The organism is Archangium sp. (assembly GCF_057119385.1).
This window is the reverse complement of record NZ_DBNGVP010000212.1, coordinates 42,008-56,086: the sequence shown is the minus strand read 5'-3', so window position 1 is coordinate 56,086 and position 14,079 is coordinate 42,008. Positions and strand designations below refer to the sequence as shown.

General features: G+C 70.5%; 12 protein-coding genes. 6 read left to right on the top strand and 6 right to left on the bottom strand.

The annotated features are described in order from the left end of the window. The first annotated feature begins 89 nt into the window (after positions 1 to 89). From AC16DP_RS48295 to AC16DP_RS48285, 3 genes are all read left to right on the top strand, one after another. A complete protein-coding gene (locus tag AC16DP_RS48295; protein ID WP_329728851.1) occupies positions 90 to 1,040 on the top strand; it encodes a hypothetical protein in 951 nt (316 codons plus the stop codon). Between the two features lie 105 nt (positions 1,041 to 1,145). Then, positions 1,146 to 2,333 carry a tetratricopeptide repeat protein gene (locus AC16DP_RS48290; RefSeq protein WP_329728850.1) on the top strand — a complete coding sequence of 396 codons (1,188 nt, stop codon included), beginning with the start codon at positions 1,146 to 1,148 and terminating at the stop codon, positions 2,331 to 2,333. 63 nt (positions 2,334 to 2,396) lie between these two features. Beyond that, complete coding sequence (locus AC16DP_RS48285; protein WP_329728849.1) at positions 2,397 to 4,109, top strand: GNAT family N-acetyltransferase; 1,713 nt, start codon at positions 2,397 to 2,399, stop codon at positions 4,107 to 4,109. Between the two features lie 49 nt (positions 4,110 to 4,158). On the opposite strand, the gene AC16DP_RS48280 is transcribed toward AC16DP_RS48285, so the two are convergent. From AC16DP_RS48280 to AC16DP_RS48265, 4 genes are all read right to left on the bottom strand, one after another. Further along, positions 4,159 to 4,380, bottom strand: coding sequence for a hypothetical protein (locus AC16DP_RS48280; protein WP_329728848.1), 222 nt, complete (start codon positions 4,378 to 4,380; stop codon positions 4,159 to 4,161). Positions 4,381 to 4,875: 495 nt separating this feature from the next. After that, positions 4,876 to 5,775: a DUF2381 family protein gene (locus tag AC16DP_RS48275; protein WP_329728847.1), complete on the bottom strand. Its 900-nt coding sequence runs from the start codon at positions 5,773 to 5,775 to the stop codon at positions 4,876 to 4,878. A 24-nt stretch (positions 5,776 to 5,799) separates the two neighbouring features. Then, positions 5,800 to 7,458, bottom strand: a complete 1,659-nt coding sequence (locus AC16DP_RS48270; RefSeq protein WP_329728846.1) for a serine/threonine-protein kinase — start codon at positions 7,456 to 7,458, stop codon at positions 5,800 to 5,802. Between the two features lie 121 nt (positions 7,459 to 7,579). Then, positions 7,580 to 7,921, bottom strand: coding sequence for a hydrogenase maturation nickel metallochaperone HypA/HybF (locus tag AC16DP_RS48265; RefSeq protein WP_329728845.1), 342 nt, complete (start codon positions 7,919 to 7,921; stop codon positions 7,580 to 7,582). A gap of 258 nt (positions 7,922 to 8,179) precedes the next feature. Between AC16DP_RS48265 and zwf the strand changes: the two genes are divergently transcribed. From zwf to gndA, 3 genes are read left to right on the top strand one after another with little or no spacing between them, the layout of a single operon-like run. After that, a complete protein-coding gene (gene zwf, locus AC16DP_RS48260) occupies positions 8,180 to 9,724 on the top strand; it encodes a glucose-6-phosphate dehydrogenase (RefSeq protein WP_329728920.1) in 1,545 nt (514 codons plus the stop codon). Then, positions 9,721 to 10,389, top strand: coding sequence for a 6-phosphogluconolactonase (gene pgl / locus AC16DP_RS48255; RefSeq protein WP_329728844.1), 669 nt, complete (start codon positions 9,721 to 9,723; stop codon positions 10,387 to 10,389). Before zwf ends, pgl begins: the two co-directional genes overlap by 4 nt. Before the next feature lie 59 nt (positions 10,390 to 10,448). Next, positions 10,449 to 11,870, top strand: coding sequence for an NADP-dependent phosphogluconate dehydrogenase (gene gndA / locus AC16DP_RS48250; RefSeq protein WP_329728843.1), 1,422 nt, complete (start codon positions 10,449 to 10,451; stop codon positions 11,868 to 11,870). Between the two features lie 154 nt (positions 11,871 to 12,024). Here gndA and AC16DP_RS48245 read toward each other — a convergent pair whose 3' ends face one another. Both AC16DP_RS48245 and AC16DP_RS48240 read right to left on the bottom strand, forming a co-directional pair. After that, positions 12,025 to 13,329 carry an aminotransferase class V-fold PLP-dependent enzyme gene (locus tag AC16DP_RS48245; protein WP_329728842.1) on the bottom strand — a complete coding sequence of 435 codons (1,305 nt, stop codon included), beginning with the start codon at positions 13,327 to 13,329 and terminating at the stop codon, positions 12,025 to 12,027. 118 nt (positions 13,330 to 13,447) lie between these two features. Further along, positions 13,448 to 13,948, bottom strand: a complete 501-nt coding sequence (locus AC16DP_RS48240; protein ID WP_329728841.1) for a hypothetical protein — start codon at positions 13,946 to 13,948, stop codon at positions 13,448 to 13,450. Between the last annotated feature and the right edge of the window lie 131 nt (positions 13,949 to 14,079).

Below are 14,079 nucleotides of genomic sequence, written 5' to 3'. Positions count from 1 at the left end.
CGGAAAATAAGTCTCCAGGAAACTTCTTTTAGGCCCCGCCGATAACCCCTTCAACGCCGCACTCGCCAGAATCCCCCGGAGCCCCCGCCATGACCTCGATCTCGCGTTCCGCTGAGTTCAACCGCTACCGCCCCGTGTCGCAGACCCGCGCCGAGCCCGGTGCGGAGCGCAATCAGGCGTACCGCGAGGTGCAGCGGGACTTCCGCGCGGACAACAACCCGCAGCGCCAGGCGGAGCTCGACGCCGCCGTCGCCAGGCAGAAGCGTGGCGAGACGCTCAACCCGCACGAGCAGGGGCTGATCGACGGCCAGCGCCGCACCACCAGCACCACGCAGACCCACAGCCCCGGCCAGACGTCCATCCAGAAGACGCTGGAGACGAGCGGCTACGAGCAGGAGCTGGTCTCCGGCAACGTGGGCAAGGAGTGGGCGGCCTTCCAGGGCTCGCACACCTCGGGTGACGTGAACGGCTCCTTCCACAACACGGTGGAGGGCCAGGCCCTCACGGCCGGCGCCAGCGCCAACGGCTCGGTGGCGTTCGACCCCGCCAACGGCAAGGTGATTGCGTCCGGCGGCGCCGAGGCCAAGGCGGACCTGGTGCGCGGCTCCGTCGAGGGCCACGTGGACAGCCCCGTGGGGAAGACCACGTGGCAGGCGCAGGGCAACGTGGGCGCCGAGGCCAGCGTGCAGGGCCAGGTGGTGGTGGATCCGCTCCACGGTGACGTGGCGGCCAACGTGGGCGGCGAGGCGTTCGCCGGGGCCCGCGCCAGCGCCGAGGTGACGCAGCAGGTCGGTCCCGCCTCCGCCACGGTGGGCGCGGAGGCCTTCGCCGGTATCGGCGCCGAGTTCGAGGCCAACGTGGGCCTGCAGGACGGCAAGCTGTCGGCCAACTTCGACGTGGGCGCCGCGCTGGGCATCGGCGGCAGCGTGGAGTTCGGCGTGGAGCTGGACGTGGGCAAGGCCGTGGACACCGTGAAGGACATCGGCGGTGGCATCAAGGACGCCGCCGAGGGCGTGAAGGACTTCGTCACCTCCTGGTAGTTCCTCGCGCTGACCGCTGTTCCCAGGGGCCTCGCTTCGGCGGGGCCCTTCGCGTTTCCAGCCCACGCTCGACAGCCCCCGGGCCCTGGGGGACACTCACCCACCATGAATCCTCTCGAGAAGCTCCTCGCGGCGGGGCAGCTGGCCCAGGCCCATGCGGAGGCGAAGAAGGTGCTCGCCCGCCAGCCGGCGAACCGGGACGCCCTCGTCGTCCTGGCCAAGCTGGCCCTGTTGCAGGGCAATCTGCCCCAGGGCGAGGAGCTCATCGCCAAGGCCGAGGCCCAGGGCCCCACCGGGGACACCCTGCTGCTGCGCGCGACGGTCGCCGCCCAGAAGGGCCAGCTGGACGTGGCCCTCAAGGCCTACCAGCAGGTGATGGCCAAGGAGCCCAAGCGCGCCGAGGCCCACTTCGGCCGCGGGATGATGCTCATCAAGCAGGACAAGGCGGAGCAGGCGCTGGAGTCGCTCGCCAAGGCCGCGCAGCTCGCTCCGGACAACTCCGTCTACCGCTACCGGCTGGGGCAGGTGCAGCTGGAGGCGGGCAAGGACGCGGAGGGGCTCGCCACGCTGCGGCAGGTGCTCTCGCAGCACCCCCGCTTCCTGCCCGCGTACCTCGGCCTGTCGCACGCGCTCGCGTCGCGGGATGATCTGCCGGGGGCCAGGCGCGTGCTGGAGCAGGGCCTCAAGGAGATTCCCCGCCACCCGCGCCTGCTCGGCTCCCTCACCGTGCTGAGCATGGCGCTGCGCGACGTGAACGCCTCGTACAAGGCGGCCTCGGCGCTGGCGGCGAGCCGGCCCAGGGACCCGGACGCGCAGGCCAACCTGGCGCAGCTCATGCTGGCGCGCGGCCAGTACCCGCAGGTGCTGCACCTGTGCCGCACCATGGACTCGCTGGGCCTGGCCACCGAGGCCCTGAAGATGGCGGAGGCCACCTGCTACGAGGCGGAGGAGCCGCCCGCGTACGACAAGGCGGTGGCGGCCTACGAGGCGGGCATGGGCCTGGCGCCGGACGGCTGGCGCGCCGCCAACAACCTCGGCCAGCTGCTGCTGCGCATGTCCGAGGAGGACGAGCCGCAACACCTCACCCGCGCCCTCACCGTGCTGGAGGAGGCCGTCCGGCGAGCCCCCCAGCAGCCCGAGCCCCAGCTCAACCTCGCCCTGGCCTTCGCGCGGGCGGGACAGCAGGCCAAGGCGCGCGAGCAGGTGAAGAAGGTGCTGGCCCTGCCCCTGCCCGAGACGGACGAGGTGCGGCAGGAGGCCGCTCGCCTGGAGCAGGCGCTGGCGAAGGCCTGACGCCCTGGGGCCTCCGGCCAGGGCACCGCCCGGGTGTAGAATCGGCCTCGACAGGAGGCCGGTATGAGGAGCGCGCTTCACGAGCGGTTCCGAACCCTGGGTGAGCACTACCGCACCGAGCGCACGAAGCAGGGCCGTCAGCGGCGCAAGGGCGCGGCGGCGGCCCCGGGTTTCGATCGCGCGGCGTTCCGGTGGCTCGGCGAGGCGGGCATGTTCCGCGGGGCCCTGGAACCCTCCATGGGGGGCGAGGGGCTGCCAGGCGCGGTGCATGCGCTCGCGGGCTTCGCGGCGGGCTCGGGAGACCTCGGGCTTGCCACCTCGCTGCTCACGCACCTCGTCTGCGTGCGGCTGCTGGCCCGGGCCGGCACGGAGGCCCAGCACGCACGGCACCTGCCCCGGCTGCTGTCCGGCGAGTGGGTGGGCGCGGTGGCCAACACCGAGCCGCGCGCGGGCACGGACATCCTCGCCCTGCGCGCGCGCGTGGTGCCCACGCCCGAGGGCCCGCAGCTGGACGCGCGCAAGTGCAGCATCACCAACGTGGGGCCGGCGGACCTGGCCATCGTCTCCGCGCGGCTGGGCGGCGTGCCTCCGGCCCACGCGGTGAACCTCTTCCTGGTGGAGACGGCGTGGCCGGGCGTGCACCTGCGCCCGGTGACGGACCTCACGGGCCTGGCCACCTCCGCCACCGGCAACCTCATCGCCCGCCGGGTGGTGCTGCCCGAGGACGCACGGCTCGGCGAGCTGGGGGACGGCGTGCGCCTGTTCCGCGCCACCTTCACCGAGGAGCGGCTGCTCACCGGCGTGCTGTACCTCGCGGCGGTGCGCCGCTGCCTGGAGCGGGGAATGGCCCACGCGCAGTCGCGCCGCACCTTCGGCGAGCCCCTGGGGCGCCACCAGTACATTCAAGAGCGGCTGGTGCGCATGCGCGTGGCCGAGGAGACGCTGGAGGCGCTGCTGGACTCGACGCTCGGCGCGCTCGCGCGGGGCGAGGACGTGTTCGGCACCCTCTCCATCATCAAGCTGCACGGCGTGGAGACGGCGGTGGACGCGGCCCAGGGCCTCATCCGCATTCTCGGGGGCAAGGGCCTGCGCCGGGGCGAGGGCGCCGAGGGGATGCTGCGCGACTTGCTGTGCCTCTCCGTCTTCGGCGGCACCGTGGAGCTGCACAAGGTGGTGCTCTACAACGAGACGGTGAAGGCGCGCGGGAGGGCCCGGCCCGCCGCGAGCGGGGACGCGTCGCTCGAGGTGCACGACACCCGGGAGCTGCCGCCCGGGCTGGAGGCGGAGCTGTGCGCGCTGGTGGCCCGCTGCTTCCCGGGAGAGGACTCGGTGCGGGGCCGCTACTACTACGACACGCGGCCGGACCTGGTGGTGACGGTGCGGCGGGGCGGAGCGCTCGCGGGCTTCCGCACCGTCACCTTCCGCGAGGTGATGCTGGGCGGCCGCATGGTGAAGGTGGCGGGCCTGGGCATCGCCGTGGCGCCCGAGCACCAGCGGCGGGGACTGGGCACGCTCCTCACCCAGCGCGTGCTGGCACTGCTCGCCGAGCGCGGCGTGGAGCTCGCCCTCGCATTCCTCCTCAACCGCGCCGCGGAGAAGCTGCTGCGCGCCTCTGGCTTCTCCCGCCTCGCCGCCCCGGTGACGTACCTCGCCCGCGACGACGGCCGGCTCGTCACCGAGTCCATGCCCGCCTATGGCCTGGCGCTCGGCGGCTCCGCGCTGCTGGAGGAAATAGAGGCCCGCGGCGGGCTGCACCTGGGCGTCGGCACCTGGTGAGCCGGACGCGGTGCGTACCCTCCGTTGCCGCGGTGCCCAGTGGAGCGTCTCAAGCCTGTCCGCCGGTCACCGGGGACGGCGGGCCGCGCCGCAGGGGATCCCACGTGTACTGCTCCGTGGGCGTCAGCTTCATGTTGGTGAAGCCATGCCGGGCCACGAAGTCCGCGAAGCGCTCGGAGACGACGATGGTGCCGGACAGACCGCGGGCGGTAAAAATGTCATCGCCATTCCAGCTGCCCTGCTCGAGAACCACCCCGTGGATGGAGTCCACTCCAGTCTCACGGCACCAGTGACAAGTGATGGGCGAGGAGCGCCGGATACGGCTGCGGTGTTCGTCTACTGCCGCACTGCCAAAGACGGGAGTGACCACGAAGTACCTGGGTGTCGTGGGTGTCTTGGGGCCACGGCGCTGCCTGCGTACTCGCAGCACTTCCACTGGATGGCAACCTCGCAAGCCAGTGAGCCCCTCCGCACGAAAGGCGTCAACCAGACGCTCGCTGATGAGGACTTCATCACCGACGCCCCTGACGAAATCGCCAGGGTCCTTTCCGTAAAGTTCCAATGTACCGCGGTAGGGTGGCAACCACGGCAGCGAGCCGATGAAGTCTCCACACTGCGGGCATCTCGATGCTTCGCCTACATTGTTGTCGCTGCTGGTGAAGTCGACGTCGTGACTCCCCCCTCTTTCATGCTTCAAAACGAAGAAGCGCGGGGATGTGGAGGATTCAATAGCCATTGGGGAACCATGCCCGTCCCGGAACCCCGTCTACGGGAAGGTGACCTTGGGCAACGTAATGGTGCGGCCCCGCTCGTCCCACAGCGTCAGCGTCAACTCACCGCGAGCCTGCGCGTAGGACGCATCCACCTCCACGATGACGGGCTTGAGCTGGCCGGGTTCGATGTCTTCGTCCTGCCGGAACTTCAACCCCTTCATCTCCACGCCCCGCGCGTCCACCAGCGAGCCTCCGGCCACCCGCCACGGCTCCGGCCCGGAGTTGAGCAGCCACACCTCCGCCGCCACGCTCTTGTTGGAACGGTAGCTGTTCCCACTCCCCCAGGAGAGTCCCCCTTCCGGCGGCCCGGGCAAGTCCAGTTTGAGCATCTGGGCCTGGACTCCGCTGCGCCCCACCGTCTTGCTCGCGATGAGGCTCCGCAGTCCCCCTGACTGCTCGAGCAGGGCCTGGGTTCGCGCCAGTGCTTCGCGCAGTTGCGCCGTCCTGGCACGCTCCTGGAGCAATTCCCGCCGGAGCGACTCCCGGGTGCGCGCGTCGCGCGACACCTCCACCTGATGCGTCGCCTGTCCCGAATGGCCCACCAGCATCAACGTGATGCCACTCGAGGCCGGTTCTCCCTCGAAGCGGACCGTGAGCCGCAACCGCTCCCCCGCGCTCATCTCCGGGGGGGGCATCACCGTGAGCAGCTTGCGGTCACGCACCACCTCCTCGAAGTGCACCTCGTCCTGCAGCTCCACGCTGGCGGGAGCGTCGAAGTGCAGGCTCGTCGTGAGCCCCGGACTGACACAGATCTCCCGGGCCGCGGCGGTGGGCTCGAGTGCCAGCTCGATGCGCTGGACGTCCTCGCAGCGGGCCACCGGGCGTGGCTCCACGACGGCGGCGCCTTGAAGGGACAGCAGTGTCAGGAGGGACCAGGGCGGGGATGGGAGCACGGAAGACGGCCTCCAGCGCGGGGACTAGCGGAAGCTGAACACGGACATGACGCGCGGATCCCACCAGATGCGCGCTTCCTTCGCCGTACTCCCCGGTTCCATCTCCCAGCCAACGCCCGAGGTGGACACCCACTCCAGGCAGACGGGCACGATCTCCCCTCCCGGCAGGAGGGCCTCGCTGAAGCGGCCATAGACCCGCCCCTTCCCGAAGATGGCCTGGCCCCGGAAGCGGGTGTGCTCCGGCAGCTTTCCCCAGGTGCCCAGCATCTCGACGGTGACCTCGCCCTCGCGGATGACGGCGATCCGGGTGCTCCAGAAGGCGGGGAAGATGGTGGGCTGCTCCTCTCCCGCGGGAATCTGGAACCGCTCGCGGGTGGCGGCGGCGCCGGGCGGGCACTCGGCCGGTGCGGGAGGCGGGCGCTGCGGCGGGCCGCTCGCACAGCCGGAGCCAGCGAGGCAGCCGGCGGCGAGCAGGGAGCGGGTCGTCTGGGATTTCTTCATGGCGGGTTCCTCGCTTCGTTTCGTCGCACGGGCGACGGACGTGGGAGTGGGTGACGCCTCGGAAGCCGCGCCCTGGCCAACGTCTCCCGTCGAGTGAGCGGACGCGACTTCCTGGCGTGGGACAGCCTGCTGAGACGGGAGAGGCAGGGTGGACGCGGGACGCTGGGTGGCCTTGGGACTCCCGGAGGCCGCCCACAGGACGCCCCCCAGCACGGCGGCGCCGAGCCCGAGCCCCACGGCCCATCGCCACCGCCGTTCCACCGGACGGGTGGGCTCGGAGCGCTTCTCCAGCGCGGGAAACAGCGGCGCGCGCCAGGAGTCATCGGCCTGGGCCGCCGCGGCCTCCAGCGCTTCCTCCAGCGCTTCCTCGAGCGCCACGGCGTCCGGGTAGCGGGCCTCGGGCGCCTTCTCCAGCATGCGCAGACACAGCGCGCCCAGCGCCGGGGGCACGCGCGGGTTGAGCACCCGCGGGGCCGGGGGCGTCTCCTCGAGGATGACGCGCACCAGGCCCGGGTTCTTCCTGTCGCCGAAGGGCAGCTCGCGCGTGAGGAGCCAGTAGAGCATCACCCCCAGCGCCCACAGGTCATCCGCCGGGCCGAAGGGATAGGGCTCGCCCTCCCACTGCTTCGCGAAGCGCAGCGCCTCGGGGCTGCGGTACTCCGGGGTGCCGGGCGGCAGCTGCATCGTCAGGCGCCGGGCGCCCTCGTACGCGGCGGCGCCGAAGTCCACCAGCACCGGCTGCCCATCCGCCTCGCGCATGACGATGTTGGCTTCCTTCACGTCCCGGTGCACCACGCCCGCGGCGTGCACGTCCGCCAGGGTGCCCGCCAGCGGCAGCAGCACCCGCTCCAGCAGCTCGAGCGCGGACGGGTTCTCCTCGCGGACCCACACGTCCAGTGGGCGGCCCTCCACCAGCTCCAGGGCCAGCACGAGGAAGCGCGGCGCGTCCTCCGGCCAGAGGCTGTAGCCCAGGAAGCTGACGACATTGGGGAACTGGGCCCGGCGCAGCGCATCCACCTCGCGCTCGCCCCGGGGGCCCATGCGCACCAGCTTCACGGCGAAGCGGCGCCCATCCCGGGAGGCCTTGAAGACGGTGCCGAAGCTGCCGGTGGCGATCTTCCCCTCGAGGGTGAAGCCGGCCACGCGCCCGCCCACCGCCCACTCCGCCATCTCATCGTGCATCCATTATCCACCTCTGCCGGTGAGGTTACCCGACCGGTGGGTGGCGGCCCCGGACGCACCGGGTAGGGCCTGTTTCACAGGACGTCTTTAGAGAAGCCGGAGGGGAAGCCCGGTGGGAAGCTCAGTCCACCTCGATGGCGGTGACGGCCAGGCCCGTCTGTCCGAGCTGCTCGCCGTCGCCGCTGCCACACACGGGGCAGCGCAGCTGGTGGTGCTCGGGGGCGTAGGTGCGGCCGCACGTGCGGCAGCGCGCCTCCACGTGGATGAGGTTCAGCAGGAGCCGGGCCCCCTCGGCGCGGGTGCCCCGGGCGTGGGTGGCGAACTGGGAGGACAGCCGCTCGGGGGACAGGGACTCCGTCTCCGCCACCCAGCCACGCACCACGCGGATGCGCGAGGCCCGGTGGAACACGGCCTGTTGGAGCACGGTCTCGAGCACCTGCCGGGCAAGGGAGGACTCATACATGGCGACACTCTCGGAGCGGAGGTCCCGAGGCCTCCGGGGGGAAGGGTCTGGAAATGTACCGTGCCAGCCCCCGCGCCCTCCCAGTCCCCCCTCCGCACAAGGGAGCCGGGCACGTCATCCGGCCAACGGTTGCCCCTCCCCCATCCGGCACCGGACGGCGGGCCCGGCCGGCTGGGAGGGGGCATGTGACGAAGGATTGATGCACCCGCGAGGAGCCGAGCGCATATGTTCCCCCGCATCCGCGTTCCGGAGGGCGACATGGACGAGCAGGGCGTACACATCGAGACCCATCCCCGCGAGGGAGATCCACTGCTGCGAGCGGGCAGGCCGGACCCCTGCCTCATGGTGCTCTTCGGAGCCACGGGAGACCTGGCGCAGCGCAAGCTCTTCCCGGCGCTCTTCGAGCTGGCGCGGCAGGGGAACCTGCCCGACCAGTTCGCGGTGGTGGCCTTCAGCCGCTCGGAGCACAACCTGGAGCAGTTCCGCGCGCAGGTGAAGGAGGGGCTGAAGAAGTTCGCCCGCACGCAGCCGCTGGACGAGGCCACGTGGGAGCGGCTCGCCTCGAAGCTGGAGATGATGACGGGGGCCTATGACGACCCGGCCTCCTACCAGCGCCTGCGCGAGCACCTGGACCGCATCGCCGAGCGCTTCGGGACGCAGGGCAACCAGCTCTACTACCTGGCCACGCCGGCCTCCACGTTCCCCGCGCTGCTGGAGGGCCTGTCCGGCTCCGGGCTGTTGTACCGGGAGAACGCCGAGGTGAAGCGGCCCTGGAGGCGGCTCGTCATCGAGAAGCCCTTCGGCAGGGACCTGGCCACGGCGAAGGAGCTCAACCGGGCGCTGGCGGCGGTGCTGGACGAGAAGCAGATCTTCCGCATCGACCATTACCTGGGCAAGGAGACGGTGCAGAACATCCTCGTCTTCCGCTTCGCCAACGCCATCTTCGAGCCGCTGTGGAACCGGCAGCACATCGACCACGTGGAGATAACGGCGGCGGAGAAGATTGGGGTGGAGGGGCGGGGGCGCTTCTACGACGAGACGGGCGTCATCCGGGACATGGTGCAGAACCACCTGTTGCAGGTGCTGGCGCTGTGCGCGATGGAGCCGCCGGTGTCGTTCGCGGCGGAGGACATCCGGGACGAGAAGAACAAGGTGTTCCGCGCGCTGCGGCCCATGGTGGGCAGCGAGGTGCAGAAGTACGTGGTGCAGGGGCAGTACCGGGGCTACCGGGAGGAGCAGGGGGTGGCCAAGGACTCGAGGACGCCCACGTACGTGGCGCTGAAGACATACGTGGACACGTGGCGTTGGCAGGGGGTGCCCTTCTACGTGCGCGCGGGCAAGAGCCTGAGCAAGCGGGTGACGGAGGTGTCCATCCACTACAAGTCCGTGCCGCACTGCCTCTTCAACACGAGCGACACGTGCCAGCGGTTGCAGCCCAACGTGCTCACGCTGCGCATCCAGCCGCGCGAGGGGATTGCGTTGAGCTTCGAGTCGAAGGTGCCGGGCGAGGACATCAACATCGCCGGAGTCACCATGGACTTCGACTACTCCAACAGCTTCCACAAGCCGGTGCCGGAGGCGTACGAGCGGCTGATGTTGGACTGCATGCGGGGCAACACGACGCTCTTCGCGCGGCAGGACAGCGTGGAGCAGGCGTGGGGGTGGGTGACGCCCATCATCGAGTCGTTGGACTCGGGCAAGGGCGGGGAGCTGCACACGTACGAGCCGGGGAGCGCGGGGCCGGACGCGGCGTCGGCGCTGCTGGGGCGGGACGGGCGGCGGTGGATGGAGCTGAAGGGATGAGGCCGGCGCCCATCGTGGTGGAGAAGGAGGAGCTGGGGAGGGCGGGGGCGGACTGGGTGGCGCGGCAGCTGGTGGAGGCGGTGGCGGGAGGGCAGCGGGCGAGCCTCGCGCTGTCGGGCGGGAGCACGCCGGGGCCGGTGTACCGGGAGCTGGCGAAGCGGGACGTGCCGTGGGAGCGGGTGGACTTCTACTTCGTGGACGAGCGCTTCGTGCCGCCGGACCACCCGGAGAGCAACTACCTGCTGGCGGAGGAGGCGCTCTTCAAGCCGCTGGGGGTGCCGCCGCATCAAATCTTCCGGATGCAGGGAGAGCGGGCGGACCGGGAGCAGGCGGCGCGCGACTACGCACAGCGGTTGCCGCCGGTGCTGGACGTGGTGGTGCTGGGGATGGGGGAGGACGGGCACACGGCGTCGCTCTTCCCGGGGCACGAGGCGTTGAAGGAGACGGAGCAGCGGGTGCTGGCGGTGGTGGGCCCCAAGCCGCCGCCGTGGAGGATGACGCTGACGCTGCCGGTGCTGCGCTCGGCGAGGAAGGTGTTGGGGCTGGTGAGTGGGGCGGGCAAGCAGGACATGGTGCGCCGGGTGCTGGCGGGCGAGGACCTGCCGGCGGCGAAGGTGGAGCACGCGCAGTGGATGATGGACCGGGGAGCGGCGGGCCAGGAGTAACAGTTCGAGAATCCAGGGTTGGACGCCGTGAGCGCACGGCGGGCACAGGAGTCAACGCAATGACCACAGCACACGCGCAGTTCGGAGTGGCGGGGATGGGAGTGATGGGGCAGAGCCTGGCGCTCAACGTGGCGGACCACGGGTACCGGGTGGCGGTGTGGGACCGGCATCCCGAGCGCTTCGACGAGTTGCGCACGAAGGGAGCGCCCGAGAGCCTGAAGGGCCACGCGAGGCTGGAGGACTTCGTGGCGGGGCTGGAGAGGCCGCGCCGCATCATGCTGATGGTGACGGCGGGGGCGGCGGTGGACTCGATGATGGAGAAGCTGGAGCCGCTGCTGCAGCCGGGGGACGTGGTGTTGGACTGTGGCAACTCCTGGTTCCACGACACGCGCAAGCGCGAGGAGGCGTGGAAGGCGAAGGGGCTGCACTTCATGGGGGTGGGGGTGTCGGGCGGAGAGGAGGGAGCGAGGTACGGCCCGTCGATCATGCCGGGAGGCCCGGCCGAGGCGTACGCGCTGGTGCGCCCGGTGCTGGAGGCGATCGCGGCGAAGAGCGAGGCGGGGATGTGCGTCACGCACGTGGGCCCGGATGGAGCGGGGCACTTCGTGAAGATGGTGCACAACGGCATCGAGTACGCGGACATGCAGCTGCTGGCGGAGACGTACGACCTCCTACGCCGGGGGCTGGGACTCCCGGCGGAGCAGCTGGCGGACCTCTTCGCGAAGTGGAACGAGGGCATCGCCGAGTCCTTCCTGTTGGAGACGACGGTCAAGGTGCTGCGCAAGAAGGATGGGGAGACGGGCAAGCCGCTGGTGGACCTGGTGTTGGACAAGGCGGGCCAGAAGGGCACGGGGAAGTGGACGGTGCAGGTGTCGCTGGACCTGGGGGTGCCGGTGCCGTCGATCGCGGGGGCGCTGGACGCGCGCAACCTGTCCTCGATGAAGGACGAGCGCGTGGCGGCGAGCCGCGTGCTGCCGGGCCCGCGGGGCGAGGGCCTGTCGGCGGAGGAGAAGACGAACCTGGCGGCGTGGGTGCATGACGCGCTGTACGCGGCGAGGGTGGTGACGTACGCGCAGGGGATGCGGCTCATCCAGGCGGCGTCGAACGAGTACAAGTGGAACGTGTCGTTGGCGGAGATGGCGCGCATCTGGCGGGCGGGGTGCATCATCCGCGCGAAGCTGCTCACGCCGTTGCGCGAGGCCTTCGAGAAGAAGCCGGACCTGTCGAACCTGATGCTGGCGGACAGCCTGGCGCCGGTGTTGGGGAAGATGGCGCCGGCGTGGAGGCGCACGGTGGGGGTAGCGGCGCGGCTGGGAATCCCGGCGCCGGTGTTCAGCGCGAGCCTGGCGTACTTCGACAGCTACCGGAGCGCGGAGCTGCCGCAGAACCTGACGCAGGCGCAGCGCGACGCCTTCGGAGCACACACCTACCAGCGCCGGGACAAGCCCGAAGCGGGCTTCGTCCACTCGGACTGGAGCTGAAGCCAAGCGCCCCCAATCCTCCCACTTCGCCCCATTCCCCTCGCCCTCCGGGAGAGGGACGGGGTGAGGGTGCCACGGACCCCGGGTTGAGCCCATGACGCCGCACCTCGTGGCCAATCCGGTGTTCTCGCATCAATAACGCCCGCCCGGCCACTCACGCCATGGAGCGGATGGCGGCGAGCGTCTTCTCCACCTCGTCCACGGTGTTCTGGATGCCGAAGGACACGCGCGCGAAGGGCACGGCGTAGGGCGTGGTGGAGGCGAGAATCCTGTTCCGTTCCGCGAGCCGCTGCACCACCTGCTGCGACGTCATTCCCTTCACGTCGAAGCAGACCATGCCGGAGGAGAGCTCCTTCGAGCGAGGCGTGTACAGGGTGACGTGAGGCATCTTCGCCAGGCCCTCGCGCATCTGCGCATTCAACGCATGGATGCGCTCGGTGATGCGAGCGGGGCCGATGGCCCGATGGAACTCGAAGGCGGTGGGAACGGCCCAGTAGTGCTCGAACGCCTGGAATCCGCCGGGGGAGAACCAGGTGGCGCGAGCGGGCATATCGGGGGGCTTTTCACCGGCCCAGGCGAAGAACAGCTCGGCGGACGAGGTGCTGGGCATGAGGGGCCGCATGACGGACCACACCTCGGGGCGGGCCCAGACGAAGCCGGTGCCGCGCGGGCCGAAGATCCACTTGTGCGTCCCCGCCGAGAACGCATCCATCCCCATGGCCACGATGTCCGGCGACTCCACGCCCAGACCATGGACCCCATCGACGACGAAGAAGACGCGGCGCTCCGGGGAGCGCTCACGGTTCACCACCGCGAGGGCCTCGGCGATGCGCCGGAGCGGCAGCTTGAGCCCGCTGCTCGAGTGCACCCACGTCACGCCCACCACGCGGGTCTCCGGGCGGATGGCCTTGCACAGACGCTCGACCATGCCGTCGGCGGAAATACGGTCGTACGCGTCGAAGAGCGGGACCTTGCGCCATGTCGCGCCACTGCGCTCGGCCGCGAGGCGGATGGCCTCGTGGTGCACGAAGTGGTCATGGGTGGTGGTGAGAATCTCATCTCCGGGCTTCAGGGGCAGGCCCTGGTAGATGACGGCGAGGCCGGTGGTGGTGTTCTGCGTCAGCGCGATGTCATCCGCGCTCCCGCCGATGTACGAGGCAATGGCCTTGCACACCTGGGTGGGGACGTACTCCTCGGGCCCGCCGAACACCAGCCGCTCCACGGTCTGGAGCGGGTTGGCCTCGAGCTGCTGGCGGTAGGTGGCGATGGCCTCGCGCACGGGGCGCGGATGCGAGGCGAGGAAGAAGAGACCCAGGTGGATGTAATCCGGGTCGAGGTCGAACTGCTTCCGCACGGCGCCCCAGTCCTTCGAATGGAAGGGGGCGGCCTTCGGCATCGGAACAGCACCCGCCCCCGTGGCGAGCGCACTGGTGAGGAGGAAACGGCGCCGGCTCAGCATGCACGCAACTCCTTCCAAAAATTGTCATGCAAAGCCTAACGGCGGATGCGCGGATATTCCATACGCGTTTCTCACATTCCCTGAGGTTGCGAGTGTTTCAATGGCAGTGGGCCCTCGTTCACCGGGACTCGGGGGATTTCGCGATCCGCCGCCCACGGAGCCACGCCTTGGCGGGCCACAGCCCCAGCAGCAACACGGGCAACCAGCTCGGAACGCCCACCCAGAATGCCCCTGCCTTCACCACGGACGGCACCGGGACGAGGGGCCGCGGGTGCTCCTCGCGGATGAACCAGAAGCCCACCCGGTTCCACGAGGAGCGCGGCTGCGGCCTGCGCGGCGCACGGAAGAAGGCGCCTCCCAGGTCGAAGGCATCCAGGGGCTCCGAGGCCGGCAGCCAGAACGACTCGCCCCCCAGCCAGAAGGAGCCATCCCCCGGCCAGCGGAGCCGATGATGTGCCCGCTTCACGGCGCCTTCCTGGTCCCGGTCCGTGTCGAGTCCGAACGAGGTGTAGAAGCCGTAGCTGAACGGCCACATCACCAGGAAGGCCAGACACGGCAGCCACGCGGCTCCACGACGGAGCCCGGCCAGGAAACGAGCGGAGGTCGCTGTCTTCTTCATGCGGAGCGTCATGCTGAAGGGCTCCGGCGGCGTTCATCAACACGCAAAAGAAGCACACTCCACGGAATGCGCACCCGGGGTAGCGGCGAGCGTGGGGGCAGGCGGAGGGATGCGAACCCGAAGCGCCCGCC